At 31.9% G+C, this 13,240-nt stretch carries 8 protein-coding genes; 1 reads left to right on the forward strand and 7 read right to left on the reverse strand.

All coding sequences use genetic code 11. The features are described from left to right. Window positions 1–4 precede the first annotated feature (4 nt). From JAO71_RS12205 to JAO71_RS12225, 5 genes are all read right to left on the reverse strand, one after another. The gene (locus tag JAO71_RS12205; protein ID WP_317193481.1) at window positions 5–1,789 is read right to left on the reverse strand and encodes a tetratricopeptide repeat protein; all 1,785 of its coding nucleotides are present in this window, start codon (window positions 1,787–1,789) and stop codon (window positions 5–7) included. 306 nt (window positions 1,790–2,095) lie between these two features. Next, window positions 2,096–3,367: a serine--tRNA ligase gene (serS, locus tag JAO71_RS12210; protein WP_054852084.1), complete on the reverse strand. Its 1,272-nt coding sequence runs from the start codon at window positions 3,365–3,367 to the stop codon at window positions 2,096–2,098. Window positions 3,368–3,566: 199 nt separating this feature from the next. Then, window positions 3,567–4,886, reverse strand: a complete 1,320-nt coding sequence (locus tag JAO71_RS12215) for an HTTM domain-containing protein (protein ID WP_203001051.1) — start codon at window positions 4,884–4,886, stop codon at window positions 3,567–3,569. Further along, entirely contained in the window at window positions 4,876–5,790 is a 915-nt protein-coding gene (locus tag JAO71_RS12220; protein ID WP_116823982.1) for a bifunctional riboflavin kinase/FAD synthetase, read from the reverse strand. Before JAO71_RS12220 ends, JAO71_RS12215 begins: the two co-directional genes overlap by 11 nt. 83 nt (window positions 5,791–5,873) lie before the next feature. Continuing rightward, the gene (locus JAO71_RS12225) at window positions 5,874–8,678 is read right to left on the reverse strand and encodes a M43 family zinc metalloprotease (protein ID WP_203001053.1); all 2,805 of its coding nucleotides are present in this window, start codon (window positions 8,676–8,678) and stop codon (window positions 5,874–5,876) included. Between the two features lie 137 nt (window positions 8,679–8,815). Between JAO71_RS12225 and JAO71_RS12230 the strand changes: the two genes are divergently transcribed. Then, on the forward strand, window positions 8,816–11,839 hold the full coding sequence (locus JAO71_RS12230; protein ID WP_203001055.1) for a reprolysin-like metallopeptidase: 3,024 nt from the start codon (window positions 8,816–8,818) through the stop codon (window positions 11,837–11,839). Between the two features lie 52 nt (window positions 11,840–11,891). Here JAO71_RS12230 and pth read toward each other — a convergent pair whose 3' ends face one another. Both pth and JAO71_RS12240 read right to left on the reverse strand, forming a co-directional pair. Next, window positions 11,892–12,458 (reverse strand): aminoacyl-tRNA hydrolase, encoded by a 567-nt coding sequence (gene pth, locus JAO71_RS12235; protein WP_236011271.1) that lies wholly within the window; start codon window positions 12,456–12,458, stop codon window positions 11,892–11,894. A 146-nt stretch (window positions 12,459–12,604) separates the two neighbouring features. After that, window positions 12,605–13,228, reverse strand: a complete 624-nt coding sequence (locus JAO71_RS12240) for a 50S ribosomal protein L25/general stress protein Ctc (RefSeq protein ID WP_028289714.1) — start codon at window positions 13,226–13,228, stop codon at window positions 12,605–12,607. Window positions 13,229–13,240: the final 12 nt, after the last annotated feature.

Genomic DNA, 13,240 nt, shown 5'->3' on the forward strand with positions numbered 1-13,240 from the left:
ATTTTTAATTTATTGCATCACCACGAAGTGCTCTAAACTTTTTTCTTGCGTCAACAGCATAAATACTATCAGAATAATTGAATAACAAATTTTCATACAGTGCTTTTGCTTCTTCTGGGAGTGCTAATTTATTTGCAAATATTTCGGCTAAATAATATAATGCATTATCTATAAGGATACTGTCTTTATAGTCTGAAATTATACGTTGATAATTAGCTTTGGCTTTTTGGTAATTATGTTGTTTTTCAAATAATAAGGCTTGTTTAAGTAAGGCCTGAGGTATAATAACTTCGGTTTTATGGTCGTCTAAAATCTGATTTAAAAGTTGTATAGCTTCAACATTTTTGTTTTGAAATGCTAATAGGTCTGCTTTTGCATATTTTGCTAAAGCTATTTGTAATGAGTCTTCAGCTTTGTTATCGCTAATTAATAGTTTTAAATCTAAGGCATCATTAGCTGTAAGTTGTGATGTAGATGATTTAAGGATTTTTAACTGAGATTCTGCCCATTTAAAATCACCTTTATAATAACTTGTTTTAGCTACTCTAAACCTTGCTTCTTGAGCAAGTGTACTGTTTTTTAAATTACGTTCTATTTGTGTGTAGTAAATCAAGGCTTCGTTAAATTTTTCTTGAAGCACTAAAATGTCTCCTAATTCTAGTTTTACGTTAGCTAGTTGTAATCTTGATGCATTATATTTTAAAGTGTCCTTAAGTAGTTTAATAGCTTCTGTTTCTTGATTTAAATAAAAAGCTAAAAAATGAGCGTAATTAATCTGTAAATCTAATGTTTGGGGTGTTTTACCAAAAGTGTCAAGTACTTCAATATATTTATTATTAATAGATTGATAGTCTTTAGCTGTAGCAATTTCAGTTTTAATTTCTAATACTTTTTTTAATGCAGATAACTGCATAGACATATCTTGTGTGGTTTCTGTTATGTAGTCAAATACTGTTAGTGCGTCTTGATATTGTTTTTGGTCTTGAGCAATCAACCCTAATTCAACTAATCTTGAGAGGCTTTTTTGTTCACGTTTATAAATAGCCTTTTCTTGTACAAAAGCCTTATAGTAGTCTTTTTGCTGTATAAATAGCCAACTTAACATTTCATTCCAAATGACATCTTGTGTAGTTTGGATTTTTTTTAAGAGAATTTTCCTTAATAATATGTTGTATTCATTATTACTATCTTCAGTAATAAATTCGCTTACGTTTCTTTTAATAGTATTGAGGTAGGCATAACTGTCTTCTACTAGACTGATGTAACTATTAAACATTTTTTCTACATCACCTTGTGCACCATAAATTTTTGCTAATTGAAAATTAAAATTTAGTGATGGTTTTAGTTCCATTGCTTTAGTATAAGTCGTAATGGCTTGATTTAACAAGGAATGTTTTTCAAAAGCCTGACCAACACGAAAAGCATAGATAGGTTTTGTATCTAGGCTAGTGATTGCTTTATTATAATATAAATTAGCATTTATAGTGTCTTTTTTTAATTGATAATTAAATCCTAATTCGACTAAAAAATCTGGCTTATTGTTGTTTTCAAGATATTTTAATATGCGGTTTTCTGCACTATTGTATAACTCTAATTGCTGTTCGATTGCAATAATTTTTAATAAGTAGCTTTCGGAATTTTGATTTTTTATGTATAATTTTTTGTAACTAGATAAAGCTTTTTCAAACTGGCCTTCTTTGAAATATTGTTTAGCAAGAAATTCTTCTTGAGCTTGTGTGGACCAAGCTAAAAAAAAGAGAAATAATATAATTAGGCGTTTAAGCATCATAACTGTAAATATAAAAATACAAAATCTACTATTTGTAAATATTATGCAAAAAAAATGCCTAAACAAAGTTTAGGCATTGAGCCAATCTAATAAATGTGCTATTAATCATATATATTCAATATAAGATTCAATTACTTGATTGGAGTTTATCTACAATAATTTATTTATTGTAAACAAATTATATCTAAAATAAAGGTTGTTTTAAAATGGAAACAAAATTACAATGCAAAAAAGACGTTAAACAACGTCTTTTTTAAATTTTTGTCGGTAAACTAGCGTTTTTAGTAAGTGATAATTTAATTAAGTTTAGTTAATGTAATCAAAACCAGTGTATGGCACTAAAACTTCTGGTATTTTAATTCCGTCTTCAGTTTGATAATTTTCTAATATTCCAGCTAGTACTCTAGGTAACGCTAAAGAGCTTCCGTTTAAGGTATGAGCTAATTCATTTTTACCATCACTATTTTTAAAACGTAGTTTTAAGCGATTGGCCTGAAAAGTTTCAAAGTTAGAGACACTAGAAATTTCTAACCATCTATCTTGAGCAGTTGAAAACACTTCAAAGTCATAGGTTAAAGCGGAAGTAAATCCAGTATCACCACCACATAAACGTAAGATTCTGAAAGGTAATTTAAGTTCGTTTAAAATCTCTTTGACATGATCGACCATAGTATCTAATGCTTGGTACGATTTGGTTGGGTGTTCTACACGAAGGATTTCCACCTTGTCAAATTGATGTAAACGGTTTAAACCACGTACGTGTGCACCATAGCTACCAGCTTCACGTCTAAAACAAGGAGTATAACCAGTTATACCAATTGGCAAATCTGCTTCGTTTAGTAAAACATCTCTAAAAATATTTGTTCCTGGTACTTCTGCAGTTGGTATTAAATAAAGGTTGTCTTCTGTAACATGGTACATTTGACCTTCTTTATCTGGTAATTGTCCTGTTCCAAAACCTGATGCTTCATTTACTAAATGTGGTAATTGGTACTCAGTATAACCTGCAGCTGTATTTTTATCTAAAAAATAGGCGATTAAAGCACGTTGTAATCTGGCACCTTTTCCTTTATAAACAGGAAATCCAGCTCCTGCAATCTTATTTCCTAATTCAAAATCTATAATGTCGTACTTTTTAGCTAATTCCCAGTGTGGCAATGCGCCATCGTGTAATTTTGGAATATCACCTTCTGTATATACTTCTTCGTTGTCTTCTTCACTGTTACCTTTTGGTACAGATTCATGTGGTACGTTAGGGATTTTGTAAAGTAATTGGTTTAAAGCTTCGGTCTTGGTATTTAAAGCTTCGTTTAAAACTTTAGACTCTTCTTTAAGCTCTGATGTTTTAGTTTTTAAAGCATTTGCTTTTTCGGCTTGACCGGATTTATATAAAATACCAATTTCTTTAGAGATTGAGTTGGATTCTGCCAATACAGCATCTAATTTAGTTTGTAAAGCACGACGCTCTTCATCTAAATTAATTACATCTTCAATCATTGCTGTTGCATCCAGATTTCTAACCGATAATCTGTTAATAACTAGCTGTTTGTTTTCTCTGATAAATGGTACTTGTAACATGTGTTTTTGTTTTTTGGCGTTACCTAAAGGTCAGGCTTTTTGTTATATTTTTTTACTGATTATTTCAGTAAAAAACGATGCCACTTCAAAAACAAGTATTTGTTTGTAAAATGGAATTTAACGAGTAATGCTTGACGCAATAGTATGACTACAAATTTATGATGTAAAAGTAGTAAGATTTTGCGTAGCTAAAAATATTTTATTTATCTAATTGAGATGGTAATATCCAGTCATTATGTTTAAAGACGTTCCATTTGGCATTAGCCAGATCAACTTTAGGATCTATAAGTGTTTTGTAGGGTCTGCCATTAACGCTTGCTTTGGCATTAACGTACACAGCAATGTCTTGACCTTTAGTTTTGTAATCGCGCTTTAAATGTTGTGCAAACTGCCAAATAACATCGGGTTTTGTGGCAATCATCCGTTTTTGTTTTCTTGACAAATAATGGTCTAAATTGACGATAGTTGTTTTGTTAGTTTTTTTATTAACGACTTTATATGTTGCGTAACCAGATTTAGAGCGCAGCATCATGCGCCAAGATAGTCTGTGACCTTCTTCTGTCCACAGTACATTGTCGGTTATAAAATGATGTCTTATTGGTAAAATAATTTGAACGATAAAGTAAATACCAGCTATTGTAAGTAAGTAGGGTTTATAGTTAAGTGGTTTGATTTGGTTTATAGAATAAAATTCTTTTTTCTTTAAAAAGAGATTTTTAATAATTTTAGCATCAAAAAAGAATAACGAAAATGCTAATGCTAGATATGGGAATATTCCAACTCCAAAGACAATAGAGTTAAATAAATGAAAAAAGATTGAACCAAAGAAGGCTAATCGTCTTGTTGGTTTAAACAATAATAGAGGTATAATTAAACCATCATATAAAATACCACCATAACCAACTAAATATGGTACAAAAGGATGTTGTAACCCACTTCCAATAATAGGGTAGTTAGCTTTACCTTGCATGAGTTGTGTTGGGACTGTTAGGTCTAACCAATCTGGATATATTTTTGCGACAGCTGCATAAGTATACATTATAAATAACTGAAGTACAAATACCCATTTACACCAACTAGGCATGCTTATAGTTTTAATTTTAGGATTTAATTTTACATCAATTGATGCATAGGTGTTGGCTGGTAAAAATACCATAATCCCGCTTAATAAGCACAATAAGTAATAATGATTGTTATAAGAGGCTTTTTGTGTTAGATATATACTTGTCCATAATACGGTAAATGCAATTATACTAAACCTGTATTTGTAACCTAGCATAATTCCTAAACCAAATATTCCCATAACGATATAATACACATATATCCATGGAGTAGGTAAGGGTTGTAAAAAGTCTAAGCCTATAAAATTAAAAGTAAATTTTGAGTCTATTAAAGTATATTTTACCCAACCTGTAAAAATTGCGCCAACGGATTCTAAAAAACAAAGTAGTCCAAAAATAATCCTGAATACTATTAATGCACTATTGTCTATTTGTTTAAATAAAATTTTATTTAGCATAGTCTTGTATATACTGTAAAGCTTGGGTTTTATCTTGGTCTAATTGTGTTGTTAATTGTTTTAATCCATCAAATTTTTGTTCATCTCTTAAACGTTCTAGTAATTGAATACTAATGTTTTTATCATACAAAGAGTTGTTGAAATTAAAAAAATGAGTTTCTATGGTTTGTGATTGTCCATTGACGGTTGGGTTGTTTCCAATATTCATCATGCCATATTGGATAGTATCATCAATTAATGCTTTGACAACATAAACCCCTTGTTTTGGTATTAGTTTATAGGTTTCTTCAATATGTAGATTAGCTGTTGGGTATTGTATGGTTTTGCCTAAACCTTTACCTTTAACTATCGTACCAGTAAGCATAAAATTATAACCTAAATAAGTATTAGCTGTTTTAATATCTCCTTCATTTAAAGCGGTTCTTATTTTGGTTGAAGATATGGCAACGTCGTTAATATCTTGCATAGATATTTCTTCAACTTCAAAATTAAAATCTTCTCCAAATTGTTTTAAATTATTGATGTTAGCATTTCTGTTTCGGCCAAAATGATGATCATAACCAATGATGATATATTTAGATTTTAACTGATTAACTAGTAGGTTTTCAACATAATCTAGAGCAGTCAATCTTGAAAATTCTTTTGTAAATTTTTTAACAACCAAATTAGTAATGCCAAAGTGTTTTAAAAGTTGTTCTTTCTCGCTTATGGTATTTATTAATTTAATATTAGCATCTTTTTGCAAAACCATCCTAGGATGAGGAAAAAAAGTTAATAATGACGGTTGTAAACCTTTTATATTAGCCACTTCAACTAATCTTTTGATAATTTTTTGATGACCAATATGTACACCATCAAAAGTTCCGATGGTTAATACAGTATGTTGTTTAGGATTTGTTTTCAATGCCTTGTAGTTATTTTACAAAAGTAAAAAAAGCCAATTGAATTAATTCAATTGGCTTTTAAGTTATTTAAAAAATTACCGTCTTATTTTTTTATAAAAGGAAATGTTGCTGCATTACCATCTTTAGATATTTTAATAAAATACATACCATTGCTAAATGGAGTAGTGTCTATTGTTAAATCTTGAGTAGAATTTATAGCTTTTTCTAAAACTAATTGACCTAGCATGTTATAAACTTTATAAGTATTTGGTAAATCGTTACTATTACTTGTTTTAATATTTAATGAACTAACCGTTGGGTTAGGGTAGATGCTGATTGAGTTTTCTAGTTCAAAATTATTAACTGATAAAAAGGCTAATTGAGAGCCAAAGTAATATGTGCCTGTTAATCCATTTGTGAAAGTGGCAGATAGTTTAGAGTCTGATCCAAAAGCAGATATTGTTACAGGTAACAACTCATTTGTTGTATTATTTTTAACAAATAATGATGATCTGTTTTGACCAGTCATATTTTCCCAAGCAGCAAGTTCAGCTTCTGTAAAATAGAAGTTTACTGTTGCAGTACCAGTTGCTGTATTAGTGGTTGTGATATCGTATGTTTTTGCAGTTACAAAACCAGAAGTATCAGTTCCTCCATTATAAGCTACAGCTGCAGCTCCAGCAGTTGTAATGTCTCTAGATACCGATACGGTTGTACAACCGTAATCATCACCACCAATGTTGTCTATATCAGTCATAATATTTCCAGAAGTTGCATCTGTACAAAATGATTGGCCTTGACCTAATATATTAATTTGATTTACAGTACCTGAATTTTCAGTTGTTTGAACATTAGTTGTAACATCAGCAGTTACTGATATATCGTCAAGAAGGAAAACAAACTCGTCTGCAGACACAACGTGTATTGCAATGTATATGTCTTGACCATCATAGGCTGATAAATCATAGATATACTCTGTCCAATTTAAAGGAGGTATAGTATATGGTGCTGGACTTATAGTTGTAAAACTTGTTGCATTAGTGTTCGTAGTAGACACCTCTACTTTAAAACGTTCACCTCCATTGTAATTATTAGTAAGAGATTTTGCCCAAAGCGATAATTGACTATTAGTGCCGTTTAATGATATTTGTGGAGTAATAGCGTAGTCATCATTTAATGGTGTACCACTTACAGACCCTGTTGAATTAAAGCAATAGTATCCCTTGTTTCCTGTATGTGGTTCCCAACCAGTCCCTGAAGCAGGTGTTGTTTGTGATGGATTAAATACGATAAAAGAACCTGTGTAAGATTCATTTAAAAAATCACTACTATCGGATGAATATGTAGAATCTCCATCATTATCTATCAAAGTCCATCCTCCAACTGGTGTTATTGCAAAATCTGTATATGTTTCAAAACCATCATTAAAAATTTCGGTATTACCTTGTGCCATAAGAGATATATCATCATTCTCAATTGTAATTTGATACAAACCATTTCCAGCTATTGCATCACCAGTAGTATTTACGCCAATTGATAGCTCTATTGTTTCATCCAATTCTACAGCATTGTCATTATATAATCTTAAAGTTATAGTGTTACTTGGTGTTGTAGATCCTGCAGTAAATGTTACGGAGTTATTAATTAAAACAAAGTCTTCATTTTCTATTCCAGTACCATTGTTTATTAGCTGTGCAGTAGCGTTTGCATTAGCAGGAATATTCATGTTTAAATCAATAGTGTAATCAGTAAAATCACAATTGTTTCCTTCTGCTACCTGTCCTGGAGATATGGATCCAGATGAGAAGTTGATGTAAGGAGTTGTTGGTGAGTTGCAAACGTTTGATGACGTTAAAGACGCTCGATTAGTAAAAGTAGCTAATACGGCTTGTACTCTAGATTTTTGATCTTGAGTGAATGTATCCATACAAGAATCGATACTATAATCCATGTAATTTTCTACCATATCTAAACCAGGATCTGCTGGACAAGAATCATTCCCAGTATTACAGGTGCTTCCGTTTGATGATGAATTTGCTACAGCAGGAGTGTCAGCACAAAAATCACCAGCATTTGCTCCTGTTCCAGCACAACCACCCTGAAAGGTATGGAACAAACCTAGAAAGTGTCCTACTTCATGTGTCATAGTTCTTCCTAAGTTAAATGAGCCTGGAATATTAACTCCATCTGCATCATTAGAGCCAAATGATGAGTGTCTTGATACTACTCCATCTGTACTAGCATCACCTCCGGGGAACTGAGCATAACCAAGTAAGCCACCGTTATTAAATTTTACCGACCACATATTCATGTATAATGATGGATCCCATATGTTATTAGGTTTTAACGCTTCTACTTGAGCTATAAGGTCGTTTGAAATCGCATCTGCATTTGCTCCTGTTCCTGTTAGTCCATTTTGTCCAATGTTAACACGATTAATACCATTTGTTGGACTACCGTCTGGGGCAGTTTGTGCCATACAAAATTGAACTTCTACATCAGCTCCAACCGGATTTGTATTATATCCCCTAGTTCCAAACATTCTTCTAAAGTCTTCGTTTAAAACTTCTATTTGTGATAAAATTTGTTCTTCAGAGATATTAGCATTTGAGCCTATTTGTTCTCCATTATTAAATACATGTACTACTACAGGTATATTTAAAACAACCATTTGGTTAGAATTTCTTTGCTGGCTCAATTCATTTATTTTGGCAGCAATTTTTTTCTCAAAATTAACACTTCCCATCATTTCTGGATTGTGTTTTAATAATTCTTTGTTATGTTCATCAGCATGGCATCTGATGACTTCTTCTATGTTTGATATTTGTTTTTGTTTTGGAATTTGTGATATTGCTGTCAAACTTGATATAAAGAAAGCAATAAAAAGGTATAAAGTAATTTTTTTCATTAATTAGGAAGGATTTATATTATTCGGTAAAATTATGTTTTTTTTCATAATTAATCTGTTAATTTTTTAAGTTATATGTTGTTTTGTTGAGAATTCTTATTAAATTAGATATAATTAACCCTTAACTATTTATTAGTATGAAAAAACTATTACTTAATTTAACTAAAATTATCACAATGATGCTTTGCGTTGTTGCTTTTGGTCAACAAGATTATTGGACATTAAGTTCTGAAGACAAAGTTGCAAATTTGGATAAAGTCAGACGTGCATCTTTTCCTTCTGATTATCAGATTTTTTCTTTAGATATCGAGAAGTTTAAAACTCAAATAATTAATGCTCCTGTAAGAGGGGAGAATATCGGTAAATCAAATATTATTGTCTATTTTCCAAATGCTAAAGGCGAGTTAGAGCGTTTTAGTGTAACTGAAGCTCCGATTATGCAGTCTGAATTAGCAGCAAGATACCCGATGATTAAAACATACAAGGCTGCTGGATTGGATGACCAAACTGCCACTATGAGTTTTAGTGTTACGCAATTTGGATTACACACTATGTCTTTGTCAGGTAAACGAAGCTCGTTGTTTATTGATCCCTATACAACCACTAACGACTTTTATATTGTATATGAAAGAAATGCCTTAGGTCAAGATTTACAGGGTTTTGAATGTTTAACTGATAAAGATGTAGAATTATCTTCATTAACTAACGAAAGAGCAAGTCAATTAGCTGATACAGGTGATATGCAATTAAGAACCTATAGGTTAGCCCAAACTTGTAATAGTAGTTATGGAGCTCTTTTTGCAGGAACTGGTACTGACGCTCAAAAGAAACAAAATATTCAAGCTCAAATGGCTATAACTATTAATAGAGTTAATGAAGTTTATGAAAGGGATTTAGCAGTAACGTTAGTTTTTATTAATCAAAATGATCAATTAATTTATTATGATCCAGCTTCAGATCCTTGGACTAATGAATTTAATACCAAAACTCAAGAAGTTATATCAACAACTTTAAATGATGAAAGTTTATATGATATTGGTCACAATTTCAATACTTCAGGAGGTGGTAGTGCAGGTTGTTTAGGCTGTGTTTGTTTGGATGGAGCACCTCCATATACTGGAAATCAAAAAGGAAGAGGATATACAGGAAGAGCAAATCCAACAGGTGACGCATTTGATATTGATTATGTGGCTCATGAAATGGGTCACCAATTTGATGGCTGGCATAGTATGAATACATGTAGTCGTTCAGGAAATGGAATGACAGAAGTTGAGCCTGCTTCAGGAAGTTCAATAATGGGTTATGCAGGTATTTGTGCTACCAATGTACAATCTAATAGTGATGCACATTTCAATTATGTCAATATAAGAGATATTTCGGCAAATATTCAACCAGGTGGAACAAGTGATTGTGGAGCTACTATGGCATTAACAAATCAGCCTCCAGTTGCTAACGCTGGTTTAGATTATTCAATTCCGCCAAGTACAGCTTATGTATTAAGAGGTACCGCTACTGATCCAGATGGATTAGCAAGTTTAACTTATAATTGGAGTCCTAATGACCCATCTCAAGCCCCTTCAAATGGTGCACCTCAGCCTACTTGGACGACAGGTCCAATGTATAGATCTATATTGCCTTCAGATTCGCCTGATAGATACATGCCTAGCTATAGTGATGTAGTTGCAGGTAATTTAACACCAACTTGGGAAGTGACACCATCAGTAGCTCGTACTATGAATTTTTCTTTTATAGTTAGAGATAATGCTAGTGGTTTTGCTAATGGAATAGGTCAAACAGATGCTGATTTAATGACTGTTGATGTAGTAGGTGATCAGCCTTTTACTGTTGTTACTCCTCCAGCTTGGGCTTCAGGAAGTAATCAAACGTTAGTTTGGAATGTTGGTGATACTAATGGTGCTATAATTAATTGTCAATCTGTTAATATCTTATTTTCAACAGATGGAGGATTAACTTTTCCAACAACTCTTGCTTCTGGAGTTTCAAATGATGGCTCAGAAACGGTTACAATTCCTAGTATAGCAGATACCAATAATGCTAGAGTAATGGTAGAAGCTGCAGATAATATATTTTATGCTTTATCAGAGGTCTTTCCAATAAATAGTACACCTTCATTTGTTTTAAGCAATTCATCAGGAGATCGAACAGCTTGTGCTATTGATGAGGTTGAATATACTGTTGATATGATAACTGCTAATGGTTTTTCAGAAACAACAAATTTTACATCTTCAATTAGTCCAGCGTTAGCTGCTACTGTAACATTTACACCTTCAAGTTTAAATTCTGACGGTTCAACTTTGGTTAATGTGTCTGGTTTAACAGGAGCTTCAGCTGGTGATTATACTATCACAGTAACTGGTACTTCTACTTCGCAAACTAAAGCAGTAGATTTAGAATTAACAGTTGTAGATGGTTTATGCACTTCAGTTGCAAATACTACTTATGATACAAGTACAACTTTAGTGCAGTTTGGAGATATTGATAATTCATCTGGGAAACCATCTGGTTATAGTGATTATCGTATTGCACCAACAGCTACTCAAACTACAGATGTAAATAGAGATGCATCTTATACTTTAACGGTTAATCAAAATACAGATGGTAATTACCTTTGTACTTCTAGTGTTTGGATTGATTGGAATCAGAATTGTATTTTTGATTCTAATGAGTTTTACGACTTAGGTACTGCGACAAACGTAGTAAATGGACCTACTAGTAATTCAGGTTTAAATGTAGTTGTTCCTTCTGATGCAGTTATAGGAGCTACAACAATGCGTATAACCACTAAATATTCATCAGCTGCTGGGTCTTGTGATAACAATCATGATGCAGAAGTTGAAGACTATACAGTTAATGTGCAAACCTCTCTATCTATATCTGAATTTGATTTTGCGAGTAGTTTTAACGTATATCCAAACCCTAATAATGGGGAATTTACTATTGAATTAAAAAATAATAATTTAAATAATAAATTGAATGTAGTTGTTTATGATGTTAGAGGAAGAAAAGTTTACAATACTTCGTTTGTGAATTCAAATGATTTTAAACAAAGAATTAAATTGAATAACGTTGAATCAGGTTTATATTTATTAAATGTTTCTGACGGAAATTCAGCAATGACCAAAAAGCTTGTAATCAAGTAAATTTAGTAAAGTGTTTATTAATGAAAAAAGGAAGCTATTAAGCTTCCTTTTTTTATTTACCGTTAAATGAATTCATGGTATTGTTAATACCTGCTGTACCAAATGATTTGACTATTTCAGCAGATTTTTCTAATCGTTCAGGAAGTTTTTTGTTCTCTTCTTCTTCCCATTCACCTAAAACATAATCAACTTGTCTTCCTTTTGAAAAAGCATCACTTATTCCAAATCTAAACCTATTGTATTTTGAGGTGTTTAATTTGTCTTGTGTGTCTTTTAAACCATTATGACCTCCATCACTTCCTTTGGTTTTTATTCTTAGACTACCAAATGGCAAATTTAAATCATCAGTAATTACTAGTAGGTTTTCTAAAGGAACCTTTTCTTTAGTTAACCAATATAATGTAGCTTTTCCGCTAAGGTTCATATATGTACTTGGTTTAAGTAATATAAAGGTTCGACCTTTAAATCTAAAGGTTGCTACGTCTCCTAGTTTTTGTGTTTCAAAGGTGATGTCTTCCTTTTTAGCTAAAAAATCTAAAATTTTAAAGCCTATGTTGTGACGTGTGTTCTCATATTTTTCGCCAATATTACCTAAGCCAACAATTAAAAATTTTTTCATGGGATCTTGTGTTTCAGTAGTATTTGATGAGTTATTGTTTTTTAAGAATTTAATAAGCCATTCAAACATAATAAGTGTTTTTTGTAAAAATAAAAAAGCATCCTGAATTAACAGGACGCTTTTATAAAATTATGGTAATATGATTATTACTTAACAGCAGCTACATCATCTGTTTCTGTTGCTGGTACATCTTCATCTTCATCATCTTCGTCAACTGTAATAGCAGCTCTAGAACGTCTTACTAAACATACTACAGTGTTATCAGGATGCATGAATTTGTATCCTTCAGTTTCTAAAGCTGTAATGTAAAGCTTGTTTCCAATTTTAAGATCTGTAATGTCAGCATCGATAAAATCTGGTAAGTTTCCTGGAATAGCTTTAACTCTTAAGCTACGTCTGTTTTTACGTAAAACACCACCACTTTTAACACCACGAGAATTTCCTGTAAAATTAAGAGGAATATCCATTGTGATTTCTTTATCTGGGAATGTTTGGTAAAAATCTACGTGTAAGATTTTGTCTGTAACTGGGTGAAATTGGATGTCTTGTAAGATAGCATCAAATTTTTCTCCACTTTCTAACTCAATAACAACTGTATGCGCATTTGGAGTGTATACAAGTTTAGAGAAAGCTAATTCTGGTGCAGAGAAATGCACTTGGTTGTCTCCTCCGTATAATACGCAAGGAACCTGACCAGCATTACGTAAGGCTTTAGTTACCTTTTTACCCACGCTTTCTCTTTTAGATCCGTTGATTGTAATTGATTTCATTTTTATTTATAT

The organism is Olleya sediminilitoris, from assembly GCF_016785945.1.
In the GTDB taxonomy this organism is placed as follows: Bacteria; Bacteroidota; Bacteroidia; order Flavobacteriales; family Flavobacteriaceae; genus Olleya; species Olleya sediminilitoris.